This window comes from Mycolicibacterium llatzerense (assembly GCF_000878195.1).
GTDB lineage: Bacteria > Actinomycetota > Actinomycetes > Mycobacteriales > Mycobacteriaceae > Mycobacterium > Mycobacterium llatzerense.
Genome location: NZ_JXST01000027.1, coordinates 48056 through 67490, shown reverse-complemented (window position 1 = coordinate 67490; position 19435 = coordinate 48056). Strand labels below are relative to the sequence as shown.

The 19435-nt window shown below is 69.0% G+C and carries 1 protein-coding gene (only partly in view); it reads left to right on the top strand.

The annotated features are described in order from the left end of the window. Window positions 1–32: 32 nt before the first annotated feature. Window positions 33–19435, top strand: the 5' portion of a protein-coding gene (locus TL10_RS18870; protein WP_043986828.1) for a non-ribosomal peptide synthase/polyketide synthase. The gene runs 11590 nt beyond the window's last position; only the first 19403 of its 30993 coding nucleotides appear in the window; it begins with the start codon at window positions 33–35; its stop codon lies beyond the right edge, outside the window.

Sequence of the window (19435 nt, the reverse complement as noted above, 5' to 3'; positions counted from 1 at the left end):
ATCGGGAGTAATTCGGTATTTCAGGGTTAGGGATGGATCTCGGCGATTCGTCGTGGCCGGTCACGCGTGGGCAGTTGGATATCTGGCTCGCGCAGGAAACGGGTCAATCGGCTGCGGAGTGGCAACTCGGCATCTTCGCAAAAATTGACGGACCAGTCGATTTTGGGCTGTTCGAGCAGTCGATCCGGCGCGTCGTCGGGGAAGCCGATCCGGTACTGGCGACCTTCTCGGAGACCGATGGTCAGGTCCGCCAGCGGGTCCTCGCTGCCGCCGATTTCGACGTGGTCTTCGTCGATCTGACCCACGCCGACCAACCGATGGTCGAGGCGCGCGCCATATCCTCGGCGCTGCAGCGCACCCCCATGCCGCTCGACGGCCTACTGCTGCGCTTCGCGTACTTCCAGGCCGGTCCGGCCGAATCGTTCTTCTTCGCGTGCTGCCACCACATCGTCGCCGACGGCATCGGACTGGCGCTGGTCCTGCAGCGGATCGCCACGGTCTACTCGGAAACTGTTGCGGGCGTAGCGATTCAGCCATCGTACTTCAGTTCGCTGCAGGATCTGCTCGATTGCGAAGCAGCGTACGAAGCCTCCGCGGACTACGCCGAGGACGAGGCGTACTGGACGGCGAACCTGCCGGCAGAGCCCACCCGTGAGCTCCGGCTCGGCGACGCGGCGGATGCCGAGGACGGCTCGTCGGAGCCGATCCAGCTCGCCCCTGCGCTGTTGGCTCAGGTGGAACGACTGTGCGAGGCCTGGGATGTGCGCCGGTCGACGGTGCTCATCGCCGCTTGCGCGCTGGTCTTGCGCGGCCGGTCAGCGGACGGCAACGAGGTGGTGCTGGACCTGCCGGTGACCCGGCGCGTGCTGCAGGTGTCGAAGACGTTGCCCGGCATGGTTGCCGGGGTGGTGCCACTGGTCCTGCAGGTTTCCCCCGATGCCACGGTCGCCGAGTTCTGTGCGCATGTGCACACTCGCACCCGAGAAGCGGTGCGCCATCAGCGATTTCCGGTACAGGCCCTCGAACGCAAGATGCACGGGGTGGGCGCCGACCGGATCGTGGTGGACTTTCTGCCGTCGGGGTTCACCGTGCCGCTCGGCGAGGCCACCGCGGCAGCGCAACTGATCTCAGGTCTTGGGCGAGGTTCCGGACTGGCGTTCTCGGGCACGGGCGACGAGTTGTCCGTCACGACGTTCGGTACCCGTCAGCTCGACGTCGTCGAATTGGCGGACCAGCTGGACCGGGTGCTGACCGCGATGACGGCAGATCCAGCGCAGCGCCTGTCGTCGTTGCCGGTGCTGGGCGCACCGGCCGAGGAACGGCTGGCCGAACTCGGAAACTGGGCGACGCTCGCCACTGAGACGGACCCGCCGGCATCGATACCGGCGCTGTTCGCCGATCAGGTGGCTCGCGTGCCCGAGGCGGTCGCGCTCAGCGGCGACGGTCGGGCGCTCACCTACCGGGAACTCGACCGCGCGTCGAACCAGATGGCTCAGCTGCTTGCCGACCGCGGTGCGGGCCCGGGTCGGCGCGTGGCGGTGATGCTGCCGCGTTCCACCGAGGCCATCGTGACGATCCTGGGCGTGCTCAAGACCGGTGCGGCATATCTGCCGATCGACCCGGCGCTGCCGGCGTCCCGAATCACCTTCATGCTGGACGACTCTCAGCCGTTCGCGGCCGTCACCACCGCTGCGCTGGCAGACCGGTTCGATGGGTTCGACGGCATCGTCGTCGATGTGCGAGAGCGCGACGCATTCGACGAGCCCGGCGACTGGCCGGCCGCGGCCGGGCCCGAGCCCGACGATGTCGCCTATGTCATCTACACCTCGGGAACGACCGGCACGCCGAAAGGCGTTGCGATCGCCCATCAGAACCTGACCCAGCTGATCGCGTCGCAGGACGCCGGCCTGCCGTCCGAGCAGGCCTGGTCACATTGGCATTCGTACGCGTTCGATTTCTCGGTGTGGGAGATCTTCTCCGCGCTGCTGCGCGGCGGCCGACTGGTGGTGGTGCCCGAGTCGGTGTCCGCTGATCCGGCCGAGTTCCATGACTTCCTGATCGCCGAAAAGGTCACGGTCCTCACCCAAACGCCTTCTGCCATCGGCATGTTGGACATGACGGGCCTCGAGTCGTGCGCTCTGGTGATGGGCGGCGAGGCGTGCCCGGCCGAGGTGGTCGACCAGTGGGCCCCCGCGCGCGTGATGGTCAACGGCTACGGCCCGACCGAGACCACCATCTACGCGGCGATCAGTGCGCCGCTGGCGGCCGGCGGCGGCGCGGCGCCGATTGGATCGCCGCCGAACGGCGCGGCCCTGTTCGTGTTGGACGGCTGGATGCAGCCGGTGCAGCCCGGCGTCGTCGGAGAACTGTATGTGGCCGGCGGTGGCGTCGGTGTCGGGTACCTGCACCGGACCGCATTGACCGGATCCCGCTTTGTGCCCTGCCCTTTCGGTAAGCCCGGCGACCGCATGTACCGCACCGGCGACCTGGTGTACTGGGGCGACGACGGCCAGCTGCGGTACGTCGGCCGCGCTGATGCGCAGGTCAAGATTCGTGGCTACCGCATCGAATTGGGTGAGGTACAAACAGCTTTGGCGGCGCTCGACGGCGTCGTGCAGGCGGCAGTGATCGTCCGGGAGGATCGTCCCGGCGACAAGCGCCTCGTCGGCTACGTCACCGGCGCCGTCGATCCGGTCGAAGTGCGGGCCGCCCTGGCGGATCGGCTGCCGGCATACCTGGTGCCCGCCGCGGTGGTGGCGCTGTCCGAACTGCCGCTGACCACCAGCGGCAAGCTCGACACCCGCAGCCTGCCGGCCCCGGAGTACACGGGCGACGACTACCGTGCGCCCGACAGCCCGGTGGAGGAGATCCTGGCCGCCATCTACGCCGAGATCCTCGGCTTGGAATCGGCGGCCGTCAGCGTCGACGACTCGTTCTTCGAGCTGGGCGGCGACAGCATCCTCGCGATGCAGGTGGCAGCGCGGGCTCGGGCCGCCGGTCTGGCGTGCCGCCCGCGTGACGTGTTCGTCGAGCAGACGGTGGCGCGCCTGGCGCAGACGGTGACCGTCACCGATGGCGCGGATGATGTGGTCGACGAAGGTATCGGACCGGTGCAGACCACCCCGATCATGCGGTGGCTCGCTGGTGTCGAGGGCCCGGTCGACCAGTTCAACCAGACCCTGGTGTTGCAGGCGCCGCATGGCGCCACAGCGGCCGACGCGGTGATGTTGTTGCAGGCCTTGCTGAATCGGCACGCGATGCTGCGGCTGTGCGTCGGCACCGATGGGACCCTGGAGGTACCCGAAGCCGGTTCGGTCGCTGCCCATGAGTGCGTCGTCGAGGTCGATGAGCTGTCCGAAGCAGCGGTGGCTGCGGCGCGGACCCGGCTGAAACCGAATGCCGGGCTGATGGTGAGCGGCTTGTGGGTCGGCACCACCGGACAGCTGGTCCTGATCGTGCACCACCTCGCGGTCGACGGGGTGTCGTGGCGAATCCTGTTGGAAGACCTCAATATCGCGTGGGCTCAGCACCGCGCCGGCCAGCCGGTGGAGTTGGCGACGACCGGAACGTCATTCCAGAAGTGGGCTGCGCTGCTCGCCGAGCACGCGCACCAGCCGGACGTGCCGGCGCAGGCGGCGGCCTGGCGCCACATCGCTTCGGTACCCGCGGCCCTACCGGCGGCGGACCCTGCTGTGGACACCTACGGCACCGCGGGCCAGTTGTCGGTCACCCTGGACGCCGACCACACGCATGCGCTCCTCGGCGAGGTCCCGGCGGCATTTCACGCTGGGGTGCAAGACATTCTGCTGATCGGGTTCGCCCTCGCGGTCGCGGAATTCCTGGGCAGCACCGGCGCCCCCATCGGCATCGACGTCGAAAGCCACGGGCGTGACGAAGACATCGCGGCCGACGTCGACCTGTCGCGGACCGTGGGCTGGTTCACCGCCAAGTACCCGGTGGCGCTTTCGATGGGCCAGCTGACCTGGACGCAGATCATCGCGGGTGACGAAGCGCTCGGCGCAGTTGTCAAAGCGGCCAAAGAACAGCTGCGGTCCCAGCCCGCCGGTCTGACCTACGGCGTGCTGCGATACCTGAACGACGACATTGATCTGGACGGCGCCGAACCGAGCATCGGGTTCAATTATCTGGGGCGCCTTGGCTTCCCGCAGATCGCCGGGATCGACGAGTTGTGGCGGCTGGGGCGGGACGAACTGTCCCTGGCCGGCGCCGCGGCACCGCTGCCGCTGTTCCACACCGTCGAGCTGAACGCCGGAACCGTCGACACCGATGCCGGCCCGCAACTGCAGGCCGACTGGACGTGGGCGACGTCCGTCCTCGACGACGCCCAGCTGAACCGGTTGAGCCGGTTGTGGTTCGAGGCGCTGTCGGGCATCTGTGCACACGTGCGGGCCGGTGGTGGCGGGCTGACGCCGTCGGATATCGCGCCTGCGCGCCTGGGCCAGCAGCAGATCGACCAGTTGCGGCAGCAGTACCGCGTCGCCGACATCCTGCCGCTGACGCCGTTGCAGCAGGGCCTGTTGTTCCACAGCAGCACCGCGCACGAACGGGCTGACGTCGCGGCCGAAATGTATTCGGTACAGCTCGATTTCACGCTGACCGGCGCACTGGATCCACAGCGACTCCGTGATGCGGTGCAACGCACGGTCAACCGGCATCCGCACCTGGCGGCCACGTTCTGCCAGCAGTTCGACGAGCCGGTTCAGATGATCCTGACCGAACCCGAAATCTCCTGGAATTTCATCGATTTCGGCGTGACGGGGGCGTTCGAGGAAGATGAGATTCAGCGGCTGTGTGCCGCCGAGCGCATCGCCGTCGGCGATCTCGCCGGTGAGCCGCCGTTCCGGGCCCTGTTGATCCGCATCGCCCAGGACCGGCACCGGTTCGTGCTGACCAACCACCACATCGTGCTCGACGGCTGGTCGCTGCCGATCCTGCTGCGTGAGATCTTCGCCGGTTATGCCGGGCACCGGTTGCCGCCGGCGGCGTCGTACCGGAAGTTCATCACCTGGCTCGCCGATCGGGACCTCGATGCGGCACGCGCGGCGTGGGGTGCCGTGCTGGCGGGCTTCGATACGCCGACGCTGGTGGGCCCACAGGACCGGCTGCAGGACCGGCTGGGACGGGGCGGGCGCGGCTTTGCGTCGTTCGAGATTCCGGCAGAGACCACCCGCGCACTCGGGGAGTTGGCGCGTTCCTGCCAGACCACCGTCAGCACTGTGCTGCAAGGGGCCTGGGCCGTGCTGCTGACGTCGCTGACGGGCAAGCAGGACGTGGCATTCGGCACCGCGCGGTCCCGGCTCGGTCAGCTGGACATGGGCGACACCGAATCGATGGTGGGCCTGCTGATCAACACCGTGCCGGTCCGCGCCAACCTCGCCGCGGGTACCACGGTGACCGGCCTGCTCGATCAGTTGCAGACCGCGCACAACGACACACTCGATCATCAGCACCTGGCGCTGGGCGAGATTCACCGCGTCGCCGGTCACGACCAACTCTTCGACACGCTGTTCGTGTACGAGAACTATCCGGTCGAAGCCGGAGTGTCGGTCGGCGGTGACGACGGTGCCGAACTGACGATCTCGTCGTTCGCGAACCGGGAGTTCAACCACTACCCGCTGACGGTCGAGGCGTTCCCGGGCGATGAGCTCGGGCTGCACATCGAATACGACAACGAGGTGTTCACCGAGGCCGGCATCGAGGCGATGATCGGCAGGTTGCGCCGGCTGTTGGTCGCGATGACCGACGACCCGACGCGGAAGTTGTTGTCCATCAACCTGCTCGACGCGGCCGAGCAAGACCGGCTGCAGCACTGGTCCGGGGCCGGGACCCGCGCGCCGGTCGGACTCGGGCCCGAGCTGCTGGCCGCTGCCGTCGCGGTCGATCCGGCTGCCGTCGCCGTCGTCGACGGGGCGCGCGTGCTGTCGTACCGCGAACTCGACGAAGCTTCGAATCGCCTGGCGCGCTTGCTCATCGACCACGGTGTCGGTCCGGAACGCGCGGTGGGCGTGGCCATGGACCGCTGCGCCGACCTGGTGGTGGCGTGGTGGGCCGTGCTCAAGGCCGGCGGCGTATACGTGCCGGTGGACCGCACCCATCCCGTCGAACGCATTGCCACGGTGCTGGATTCGGTGGCCGCCGCCTGCGTTCTCACGCGAGACGTCGACCAGGTCGGTGGCGCCGGCGCGCGCCCGGTGATCCGGGCGGACGTCGACCTGTCCGGCTACTGCGCGGAACCGATCACCGACGCCGACCGCGCACTGCCGCTGACGGTCGACAACACCGCCTACGTCATCTTCACGTCGGGCTCCACGGGCGAGCCCAAGGGCGTCGCGGTCAGCCACGCTGGCTTGCTGGGAGCGGCTGCGGCACAACGTGACTCCTACGGCTTGGCCGCCGACGACCGCGTGCTGATGGTCGCGGCGCCGACCTTCGACGCGTCCCTGTTCGAGATCCTGATGGCGACCGGCGCGGCAGGTGCGCTGGTGGTGGCACCGCGGGACGTGTACGCCGGCGAGGCGCTCGTCGACCTGATGCAACGGCAGCGGGTCAGCGCGACACTGCTCACCCCGACGGTCGTGGCGTCCCTGGACCGCACGCGACTCGACGGCCTGACCACGTTGATCACCGGCGGTGAGGCTTGCCCCGACGAACTGGTGCACGCCTGGGCGCCAGGTCGCAGCATGTTCAACGCCTACGGGCCCAGCGAGTCCACCATCTGGGCCACCGGTACCCCGCTGCTGCCGGGCCGGCAGGTGAACATCGGGACGCCGATCGCGGGTACCCGGACCCTGGTGCTCGACGCCCAGCTCAACCCCGTACCGCCGGGTGTCACCGGCGAGCTGTACCTCGCCGGCCCGGCGGTGGCGCTCGGCTACGTCGGCCGACCCACCCTGAGCGCCGAACGGTTCGTCGCGAATCCCCATGGTGGACCGGATGATTCCGGCAACCGCATGTACCGCACCGGCGACTTGGCGCGCTGGAACGCCGACGGCACACTGGACTACCTGGGCCGGGCCGACACCCAGATCAAACTGCGCGGTCAGCGCATCGAACTGGGCGAGATTGAAAGTGCGCTGCTGGCCTGCCCGCAGGTCAGTCAGGCCGCTGCCACCGTGCACCACGGCACCGGCGGCGCACAACTGGTCGGCTACCTCACCTTCGAACACGCCACCGACGGCAAACGCGACACCGAGCATGACGCGGAGATCGTCGGGGAATGGCAGGACATCTACGACGAGCTGTACGCCGCCGCCGACGCGGAAGGTGAAGCGCCCGAGTTCGGTTCGGATTTCCGGGGCTGGAACAGCAGCTACACCGGCGAGCCGATTCCGCTGGCCGAGATGCAGCAATGGCGGGCCGCCACGATCGACCGGATCATGGCGCTGCATCCGCGGCGGGTGCTCGAGATCGGTGCCGGCTCCGGTCTAATCCTGTCCCAGATCGCGCCGCACTGCGAGCAGTATGTCGCCACCGATGTCTCGTCGGCTGCGGTCGACAAACTGGCACATTCGTTGCAGCAGTTGCAGATTCCGTGGCGCGATCGGGTCGAGTTCATGGCCCGGGCAGCGCACGTCACCGACGGACTGCCCCGTGGTCACTTCGACACCGTCATCGTGAACTCGGTGGTCCAGTACTTCCCCAACGCGGCCTACCTGACCGAGGTCATCGACAAAGCGGTGGAACTGTTGGCGCCCGGCGGCACCCTGTTCCTTGGCGACATCCGTAATCACAGTCTGCAGAACACTTTCCAGACCGCCATCGTAGTGGCCCGCAGTGAGGGTGAGACCGATGCCGCGGTCCTGCGTCAGCGCGTCGAGCATGCCGTGCTCGGTGAAGCCGAACTGCTCCTCGCGCCGGAATTCTTCACGACCTGGGCGGCGCGGCGGGAATCGGCTGTCGGGCTTGGCATTCGGATCAAGCGCGGCACCGCGGACAACGAGCTCAATCGATACCGCTACGACGTCACCATCCACAAGGCGCCCGCCGCCGGCCGTTCGATGGCCGAGATCGCCACCTGGACGTGGGGCGAATGCGCCGACCTGGACGGGCTGCAGCGGCGGTTGGCCGGCCTGCGGCCGGAGGCGATCCGCGTCACCGGCATTCCCCGCGCGGGAGTGCGCATCGACGTCCGGCTGGAGCAGGAACTCGCCGGCATCCGGGCGGACGCGGAAACTCCTGAAACGCCAGAGACCACAACGGAAGAACTGCACCGCGTCGGTGAGGACGCGGGATACCAGGTCGCCGTCACCTGGGGTGCTGAGCCCGGCTGTGTCGACGCCGTCTTCGTCAGCCCGGGCGATGCTGGTTCGGCAGGGGTGCCGCTGACGGACTTGTATCGTCCGCACGCACACCCCGGGGTCCACGCCAACGAGCCGCACAGCAGCACGAAGATCAGCGCCGTCCGGAACCGGCTGAGCGCGTGGCTGCCCGACTACATGGTGCCGCAGCACATCGTGGTGCTCGACGAGATGCCGCTGACGACGTCGGGCAAGCTCGACCGCAAGGCGCTGCCGGCGCCCGAGTACACGGACACCGACGGCTACCGGGCTCCGGCCGGCGTGGTGGAAGAGATCCTCGCCGACATCTACGCCCAGGTGCTGGGTGTGCAGCGGGTCGGCGTGGACGACTCGTTCTTCGACTTGGGTGGCGACTCGCTGTCGGCGATGCGGCTGATCGGCGCCGTCAATTCGAGCTTGGCCGTTGATCTTTCGGTGCGCGCGCTGTTCGAGGCACCCACCGTGGCGCAGCTGGCGCCGCGGATCGGCGGGGACGCGACGCGGCTGGCGCCGCTGGTGGCTGTCCCGACCGATGCGCGGCCGACCGCACTTCCGTTGTCGTTCGCCCAGAACCGGCTGTGGTTCTTCGACCAGTTGCAGGGACCGTCGGCCATCTACAACCTGGCCGTGGCCCTGCGGCTGCGCGGCCGCCTCGACACCGACGCGCTGGGCCGGGCCCTGGCCGATGTGGTGGCCCGCCACGAAAGCCTGCGAACGTTGTTCGTGGCCCCGGAGGGCACCGCCGAACAGGTGATCATTCCCGCGGACCAGGCCGATATCGGCTGGGAGACCATCGACGCCGGCGGCTGGCCGGCACGCAAGCTGGACGACGCGGTGACCGCGGCGGCCCGCCACACTTTCGACCTGTCCGCGCAGATCCCGTTCCACGCCAAGCTCTTCCGCGCCACCGACGACAACCACATCCTCGTCATCGTGGTGCATCACATTGCCGCGGACGGCTCGTCGGTCACCCCGCTGGTGCGCGATCTCGGGTTGGCCTATGCCAGCCGGTGTGCGGGTCGGGCCCCGGACTGGTCGCCGTTGCCGGTGCAGTACGTCGACTACACGCTGTGGCAGCGTGCGCAATTCGGCGAACTCGATGACGCGGACGGCCCGATCGCCGCGCAGCTGGACTTCTGGCAGGAGACCCTGACGGGACTGCCCGAGCGCCTCGACCTGCCGACCGACCGTCCGTATCCGCCGACGGCCGATCACCACGGCGCCAGGGTGACCGTGCAGTGGCCGGTCGCCCTGCAGCAGCAGATCCGTCGTGTCGCCCGTGAGCACAACGCCACCAGCTTCATGGTGATCCAGGCGGCGTTCGCCGCGCTGCTGGCGCGGATCAGCTCGACTTCCGATGTGGCGGTGGGCTTCCCGATCGCGGGCCGGCGCGACGCCGCCCTCGACGAACTGGTCGGTTTCTTCGTCAACACCCTGGTGCTGCGGGTCGACCTGGGTGAGTTCTCCGGCGGCGACCCGACGTTCGCCGACCTCCTGGCGCAGGTGCGCCGGCGGAGCCTGGCGGCGTACGAACACCAGGACGTGCCGTTCGAGATGCTCGTCGAGCGGTTGAACCCGACCCGGAGCCTGACCCACCATCCAGTGGTCCAGGTGCTACTGGGCTGGCAGAACTTCTCCTGGCAGGCTGGGGATGCGGCAGGGCTGGCCCTCGGCGATCTGCAGGTTACCCCGCTCACGGTGGACACCCAGACGGCCCGCATGGATCTGGCGTTCTCGCTCGGCGAGCGCTGGGACGGCGACGGGGAGCCCGACGGACTCGACGTGATGGTGGAGTTCCGCACCGACATCTTCGACGCGGAGAGCATCCAGGCGCTCGTCGGCCGGTTCGAGCGAATGGTGTTGGCGTTCAGCGCCGATCCTGAGCAGCGGTTGTCGTCGGTGGATCTGCTCGACGAGGTCGAGCAGGCCCGGCTGGACCGCTGGGGGAACCGTGCCGTGCTGGGGCAGCCGGCAGCAGCGACCACCGTCCCCGAGGTGTTCGCCGCGCAGGTTGCTCGCACGCCCGACGCGGTCGCGGTGGTCTGCGGCGACCGATCCCTGACGTACCGGGAACTCGACGAGGCGTCGAACCGATTGGCGAACCTGCTGACCGTGCAGGGTGCCGGGCCGGGACAGATTGTCGCGCTGCTGTTTTCACGCTCCGCTGAAGCGATCGTCGCAATCCTGGCGGTGCTCAAGTCCAGCGCGGCATATCTGCCGTTCGATCCGGCACTGCCGGCGGCCCGCATCGAGTTCATGCTCGGCGACGCAGCACCGGTCGCCGTCGTGACCACCGGCGATCTGGCGGACCGGTTCGACGGATTCGGCGTCACGGTCATCGACGTGGCCGACACTGCGGTGGCGGCGCAGCCGAGCACACCGCCGCACGGGCCCGCGCCCGATGACGTGGCTCACCTGATCTACACCTCGGGCACCACCGGTATGCCCAAAGGCGTTGCGGTCACCCAGTACAACGTCGTGCAGTTGTTCCAGGGCCTGGAGATCGGCATCGAGCTGTCGGCGGAACAGGTGTGGACGCAGTTCCACTCCTATGCGTTCGACTTCTCGGTGTGGGAGATCTGGGGCGCGCTGCTGCACGGCGGACGGCTCGTGGTGGTGCCCGACGCCGTGGCCCGCTCCGCTGACGACTTCCACGACCTGCTGGTTCACGAGCGTGTCACGGTACTGACCCAAACGCCCTCTGCCGCAGCGGTGTTGTCCACCGAGGGCCTGGACGCGGCCGCTCTGGTCATCGGCGCCGAGGCCTGCCCGCCCGAGATGGTCGGCCGCTGGGCACCGGGCCGCACGATGGTCAACGTCTACGGGCCGACCGAGACGACCATGTGGCTGTGCAAGAGCCTGCCCCTGACCGCGGGCTCCGGCGCACCACCGATCGGTTCGCCCACTGCGGGTGCGGCGTTCTTCGTGCTCGACGAGTCGCTGCGCCCCGTTCCGCCGGGAGTGGTCGGCGAGCTGTACCTCGCCGGCCGCGGCGTCGGTATCGGCTACTGGCGCCGATCTGGCCTGACCGCAACACGTTTCATGGCCTGCCCGTTCGGTGAACCGGGCACCCGCATGTACCGCACCGGAGATCTGGTGTCGTGGCGCCCCGATGGGCAGCTGGACTACTTCGGCCGCGCCGACGAGCAGGTCAAGGTCCGCGGCTACCGCATCGAATTGGGCGATGTCCGTTCGGCATTGGCCGAGCTGCCCGGCGTCGAGCATGCGGCGGTGATCGCCCGCGAAGACCGTCCCGGCGACAAGCGCCTGGTCGGTTACATCGTCGGCACGGCAGACCCGGCCGAGGCGCGCACCGCGCTGGCGCACCGGCTGCCGGGTTACATGGTCCCGGCCGCCGTCATCGGCGTGCCGGCGCTGCCGGTCACCGTCAACGGCAAGCTGGACACCAGGGCGCTGCCGGCTCCGGACTACCAGGACGCCACGCGGTACCGGGCCCCGTCGGGCGCGATCGAGGAAACCCTGACGGCCATCTACGCCGAACTTCTCGGTGTCGAGCGGGTCGGTGTTGACGACTCGTTCTTCGACCTGGGTGGAGACTCGTTGTCCACCATGCGGTTGATCGCCGGGATCAACGCGGCGCTCGACGCCGAGCTGCCGGTGCGGACAGTCTTCGAGGCACCCACTGTGGCTCAGCTCGCGGCGCGGATCGGCGATGGCGCGACGCGGCGCGAGCCGCTGGTGGCGGTCGAGAGGCCGGCCGTCATCCCACTGTCGTTCGCCCAGAACCGGCTGTGGTTCGTCGACCAATTGCAGGGCGCGTCAGCGCTTTACAACATGCCGGTGATACTTCGGCTGCAGGGTCAGCTCGATCCCGAGGCGCTGCGCGCGGCGCTGGCCGACGTGGTCGACCGGCACGAGAGTCTGCGCACCGTGTTCACCGCGACGGAAGGCACGCCGCAGCAGGTGATCGTGCCCGCTGACGAACTCGAGCTCGGCTGGGACGTCATCGATGCCGGTGCCTGGACCGACGCACAACGAGCGGACGCGGTACGCGCCGCCGCGCAGTACGCGTTCGACCTGGCCACCGAAATCCCCGTGCGCGCCAGCCTGTTCCGCCTCGCCGACGATGAACACCTGTTGGTGGCAGTGGTCCATCACATCGCCGCGGACGGCTGGTCGCTGCAGCCACTGGTGACCGACCTGGGCGCGGCATACGTCAGCCGCTGCGCCGGAGAAGCGCCCGGCTGGGCGCCGCTGGCTGTGCAGTACGTCGACTACACGCTCTGGCAGCGCAGGCAACTCGGCGAACTCGACGCTCCCGACAGTGAGGTCGCGGCCCAGCTCGGTTACTGGGCGGACGCCCTGGCCGGCCTTCCCGACCGGATCGACCTGCCGACCGACCGCCCGTACCCGGCGGTCGCCGACCTGCGCGGTGCCACGATCGAAGTGGACTGGCCCGCCGAGTTGCAGCAGCAGATCGCGCGGGTGGCGCGCGAACACAACGCGACCAGCTTCATGGTGGTGCAGGCCGCGCTGGCGGTCATGCTGGCCAAGCTCGGCGCCAGTTCCGATGTCGCCATTGGCTTTCCGATCGCCGGGCGGCGCGACCCTGCCCTCGACGACCTGGTGGGCTTCTTCGTCAACACCCTGGTGCTGCGTGTCGATCTGACCGGAAACCCGACTGTCGAAGAGCTTTTGGCGCAGGTGCGGGCGCGCAGCCTCGCGGCCTACGAACACCAGGACGTGCCGTTCGAGGTACTGGTGGAGCGCTTGAACCCGGCTCGCTCCCTGTCCCACCATCCACTGGTGCAGGTGATGCTCGGCTGGCAGAACCTGCCGTGGCAGCACGTGGGCAGCACGGGCAACCTCACCCTGGGCGACCTGACGGTCACTCCGCTGCCGGTGGAAACCCAGGCGGCGCGCATGGACCTGGCGTTCTCGCTGTCCGAACGGTGGAGCGCCACAGGCGAACCCGCCGGCATCGGCGGCATCGTCGAATTCCGCACCGACGTTTTCGATGCGGCGAGCGTCGAAGCGCTGGTGCGCCGGATGCAAGCAGTGCTGGCTGCCATGACCGCCGACCCCAGCCGAGCGCTGTCCACGGTCGATCTGCTGACGCCGCACGAGCGCGCCCGGATCGAGGCGATCGGTCATCGGGATGTCTTGACGCGTAGGTCTGATCAGCCGTCCGTTCCGGAGTTGTTCGCCACCCACGTCCGGCGCGCTCCCGACGCGGTGGCGATCACCGACGCGGGCGCATCGATGACATATGCGGATCTGGACGCGGCGTCGAACCGGATGGCCCACCTGCTGACCAGCCACGGTGTCGGACCGGGTTCGGTTGTCGCGCTGCTGCTTTCCCGCTCGACCGACGCCATCGTCGCGATACTGGGCGTGCTCAAGACGGGCGCGGCCTATCTGCCGGTCGACGTGGCGTGGCCGTCGGCGCGGATCGAGTTTGTCCTCGACGACGCCGCCCCGGTCGCGGCGATCACCACCGACCCGGCACTGTTGTCGGGTTTCAGTGGCGCGGTCGTCTCGGTCGCCGACGCTGCGGCACAGCCTGATTCAGCGCTGACGATGCCGAACGCGGACGTGCTGGCTTACGTCATCTACACCTCGGGCACCACCGGTGTGCCCAAGGGCGTCGGGCTCACCCACGCCAATGTGACCCAGCTGCTCGGCACGCTCGACGCGGGCCTGCCGGCCGCCGGGGTGTGGAGCCACGCCCATTCTCTGGCGTTCGACGTGTCGGTATGGGAGCTCTTCGGCCCGCTGCTGCGCGGTGGCCGGGTAGTGGTGATCGGCGACGATGTGGCCCGTTCGTCGGCGGATCTGCACCACACCTTGGTGACCGAAGGCGTTACCGTCCTGACCCAGACCCCAACAGCGGCAGCGGTGTTGTCTCCAGTGGGACTGGAGTCGGCGACGCTCGTCGCGGTCGGCGAGGCGTGCTCACCGGAGGTGGTGCAGCGCTGGGCGACCGGCGGCCGCGTGATGGTCAATGCCTACGGGCCGACCGAGACGACGATGTGCGTCGCGATCAGTGCACCGCTGACGGCCGAGTCGGCGTCGGAATCCACAGTGGTGCCGATCGGTTCGCCGGTGGGCGGCGCCGCGCTGTTCGTGCTCGATGGTTCGTTGCGGCCGGTGCCGCCCGGGGTGATCGGCGAACTGTATGTCGCCGGTGCCGGGTTGGGCGTCGGCTATCTGCGGCGTGCCGGACTGAGTGCCTCGCGGTTCGTGGCCTGCCCGTTCGGGGCCCCCGGACAGCGGATGTACCGCACCGGCGACCTGGTGCGCTGGGGTGCCGACGGACAGCTGACCTATCTCGGCCGCGCTGATGAGCAGGTCAAGATCCGCGGTTACCGCATCGAACTCGGTGATATCCAAACAGCATTGGCGGCGCTGGACGGTGTGCAGCAGGCTGCGGTGATCGCCCGCGAGGACCGACCCGGTGACAAGCGCCTCGTCGGGTACATGACCGGGACCGCTGATCCGGCCGCAGTGCGAGCCGAGCTGGCCGGGCGACTCCCGGGTTACATGGTGCCCGCGGCGATCGTGGCGCTCGACCGTTTGCCGTTGACCGCCAACGGCAAGCTGGATACCCGTGCCCTGCCCGCACCCGACTATGCCGCGGGCGAGTACCGGGCGCCGGCGACGGCGGTCGAGGAAATCCTGGCCGGCATCTTCGCGAATCTGTTGGGACACAGCCGCGTCGGCGTCGACGAATCGTTCTTCGACCTCGGTGGCGACAGCATCGCCGCGATGCGTCTGATCGCGGCGATCAACGCCGCGCTGGATACCGACCTGGCGGTGCGCACGGTGTTCGAGGCGCCGACCATCGCCGAGCTGGCGCCGCGGATCGGGTCGTCCACGCCGCGCCGGGATCCGCTGGTCGCAGGAGAACGGCCCGAGGTCATCCCGTTGTCGTTCGCGCAGAACCGCTTGTGGTTCCTCGAGCAGTTGCAGGGTCCGTCCGCGACGTACAACCTCTCGACGGTGCTGAAGCTCGCCGGGCGATTGGACGCCGAGGCGCTGCGCGCCGCGTTGGTCGACGTGGTGGCCCGGCATGAAGCGCTGCGTACCGTGTTCGTCGCACCGGACGGCGTGCCGCAGCAGGTGGTGCTGCCGGTGTCCCAGGCCGACATCGGTTGGGAGAGCACCGATGCGACCGGTTGGTCGACCGCTCGCCTGGACGACGCCGTGGACAGCGCGGCGCGCTACGCCTTCGACGTGTCCACTGAGATTCCGTTGCGTGCCAGCCTGTTCCGGGTATCCGCGGACGAGCACGTGCTGGTCGCCGCGGTGCACCACATCGCGGCCGACGGCTGGTCGATCACGCCGCTGGCGCGCGACCTCGGCATCGCCTACGCGAGCCGTTGTGCCGGACAGGCACCGCCGTGGTCCGACCTGCCGGTGCAGTACGTCGACTACACGCTGTGGCAGCGTGCGCAATTCGGCGATCTGCACGATGGCGACAGCCCGATCGCGACGCAGCTCGCCTACTGGCAGGATGCGTTGGCCGGGCTGCCCGAGCGGCTGCAATTGCCGACCGATCGCCCCTACCCGCTGGTGGCCGATCAGCACGGCGCGACGGTCGCCATCGACTGGCCGGCCGAATTGCAGCAGCAGATCGCGCGGGTGGCGCGCGAGCACAACGCGACCGGATTCATGGTGGTGCAGGCCGCGCTCGCCCTGCTGCTGTCCACGGTCAGCGCGAGTTCCGATGTCGCAGTGGGCTTCCCGATCGCGGGCCGCACCGACCCGGCGCTCGACGACCTGGTCGGCTTCTTCGTCAACACCCTGGTGCTGCGCGTCGACCTCACCGGCGATCCGACCTTCACCGACCTGCTCGCGCAGGTACAGCAGCGCAGCCTCGCGGCGTACGAGAACCAGGACGTGCCGTTCGAGGTGCTGGTCGAGCGGCTCAACCCCACGCGCAGCCTGACGCACCACCCGCTGGTGCAGGTCTTGCTGGCGTGGCAGAACCTGCCCGGCCAAGGACAGCACGGTGCCGGGCTTACCCTCGGCGACCTGGAGGTGACGCCGCTCCCGGTGGACACCCAGACCGCCCGCATGGACCTGACGTTCTCACTCGGCGAGCGCTGGACCGACGACGGTGCGGCGGCCGGCATCGCGGGAACCGTCGAATATCGCACCGACGTTTTCGACGCCGGCAGTATCGAGACGCTCATCGAACGGTTGCAGCGGGTGCTGGCCGCAGTCAGCGCCGATCCCACAGCGCCGGTGTCCACAGTCGAGATGCTCGACGACGCCGAGCGCACGCGTATCGATGCCATCGGCAACCGGACCGCACTGACCCGGCCCGCGGGCGATGCCACGATTCCGGGACTGTTCGCTGCAGTGGTCGCGCGGACCCCCGACGCCGTGGCACTGAGCTGCGAGGCCCGCACGCTGACCTACGCGGAACTCGACAAGCGCGCCAACCGCTTTGCGCACCTGCTCGCTCAACACGGAGCCGGCCCCGAACAGACTGTGGCACTGCTGCTTCCGCGGTCCGCGGAAGCGATCGTGGCGATCCTGGCGGTGCTCAAGACCGGGGCGGCGTACCTGCCGCTCGACCCGGCGCTGCCGGCGTCCCGCGTCGAATTCGTGCTCACGGATGCCACGCCGGTCGCAGTGGTCACCACGGATGACCTGGCGGACCGGGTCTCCAGCCTGGACGCGGCCGTCATCGATGTGGATGACCCCGCCGACGCCCAGCCCGACACGGCACTGGCCGGGCCCGCCGCAGACGACGTCGCGTACCTGATCTACACCTCCGGCACCACCGGCGTCCCCAAAGGCGTTGCGGTGATGCACCGTAACGTCACCCAGCTGATCGGCGCCCCGGACTCCGGCCTGCCGGCCGTGGGCGTCTGGAGCCAGTGGCACTCGCTGGCGTTCGACGTCTCGGTGTGGGAGATCTTCGGCGCGTTGCTCAATGGCGGCCGACTGGTCGTCGTACCCGAGTCCGCCGCGCGGGCGCCGGAAGACCTGCACGCGCTGCTGGTGGCCGAGCAGGTCACCGTGCTTAGCCTGACTCCTTCTGCGGCAGGCGCACTTTCGCCGACGGGTCTGGACGGGGTCACGCTCGTGGTCGCGGGCGAGGCATGTCCGACCGAACTGGTCGAGCGCTGGTCGCCGGGCCGCGTCATGATCAACGCCTACGGTCCCACCGAGGCCACTATCTACGCCGCGATCAGCGCGCCACTGACGCCCGAACAACAGACGGTGCCGATCGGCTCGCCGGTACCCAACGGCTCGACGTTCGTGCTGGACAGCCATCTACGGCCGGTGCCGATCGGTGTCGTCGGTGAGCTGTACCTGGCCGGCGGCGGCATCGCCGCGGGATATCTGCGCCGCGGCGGGCTGACCGCCTCGCGCTTCGTGGCCTGCCCGTTCGGCGAGCCCGGCGCCCGCATGTACCGCACCGGTGACCTGGTGCGCTGGCGCGCCGACGGTCAGCTGGACTACCTGGGCCGAGCCGATGATCAGGTCAAGATTCGCGGCTACCGCATCGAATTGGGCGATATCCAAGCCGCTTTGGCGGACCTCGACGGGGTCGAGCAGGCCGCCGTCATCGCCCGCGAAGACCGGCCGGGGGACAAGCGGCTGGTCGGTTACCTCACCGGATCGGCGGACCCGGTAGCAGTCCGTACCGCGCTGGCAGATCGGTTGCCGGCGTACATGATTCCGGCCGCGGTGGTCGTGGTCCCGGAGCTGCCGCTGACGGCCAACGGCAAGCTCGACATCCGTGCTCTGCCGGCGCCCGAGTACGCCGCGGGCGACTACCGGGCGCCCGGCAACGCGATCGAAGAGATCCTCGCCGGCATCTATGCCGCGGTGCTCGGGGTCGAGCGCGTGGGCATCGACGACTCGTTCTTCGACCTTGGCGGCGACAGCATTTCGTCGATGCAGGTGGTCACGCGGGCGCGCGCGGCAGGCCTGACCTGCCGGACCAAGGACCTGTTCGTCGAGCAGACCGTCGCCCGGCTGGCCCGGGTGGTCGAGGTCGGCGAGACCTCGGGCGGGGAATCGGACTCGGGCGTCGGGCCGCTGCCGGCCACCCCGATCATCGAATGGCTGCGCAGTGTCGACGGGCCCACCGGCGAGTTCAACCAGACCGTGGTGGTGCAGGCACCGGCGGATGCCACCGAGGCCGACGCGGCATTCCTGTTGCAAGCCTTGCTGGATCGCCACGCCACGCTGCGGATGCGTGTCGACGAAGACGATGCCGGTGGCTGGTCGCTGACCACGGCTGAACCAGGCACCGTGGACGCGCGGGAGTGCTTGCACACCGCGGACACCTGGTCCGACGACGCACTGGCCGCGGCTCGCGCGCAGCTGAACCCAACTGCGGGGACGATGCTCGCCGCGCTGTGGGTGGCGGACACCCGGCAGCTCGCGGTGATCATCCACCACCTGGCCGTTGACGCGGTGTCGTGGCGAATCCTGTTGGAAGACCTGAACATCGCGTGGATGCAGCACCGGGCCGGTCAGCCGGTGGCGTTGCCGGCTGGCGGCACGTCGTTCCAGCGCTGGGCGGAAGTCCTCGTCGAGCGTGCCCAGGATCCGAGCGTCATCGAACACGTCGCCGCGTGGCAACAGGTGGCGCAGGCTCCGGCTGTATTGCCGGCTGTGCAGCCCGCGGTCGACACTTTCGCCACCGCGGGACACCTGGCGGCCGAACTGGATGCCGAGACCACCGCGACGCTGCTGGGCGCCGTCCCCGCGGCGTTCCATGCCGGCATCAACGACATCCTGGTGATCGGATTCGCCTTGGCGCTGGCCGAATTCGCCGGTACCCACGGCACGCCGGTCGGCATCGACGTCGAGGGTCATGGGCGTCAGGAAGAACTCGGCTCCGACGTCGACCTGACCCGGACCGTCGGCTGGTTCACCGCCAAGTCCCCGGTGTCGATCACCCTCGGGGACGTCACCTGGGCGCAGGTGATCACCGGTGACACCGCGCTGGGCGCCCTCGTCAAGGACGCCAAGGAGCAGCTCCGCGCGCTGCCGGACCCGCTCACCTACGGGCTGCTGCGCTACCTGAACTCGGATGCGGCTGTGGCGGGACCGGATCCGGCCATCGGCTTCAACTACCTCGGGCGCCAGGGCGGTACCGCCGAACTCTCCGAGGCGCTCTGGCGCATCAGGGATTCGTCCGCCGT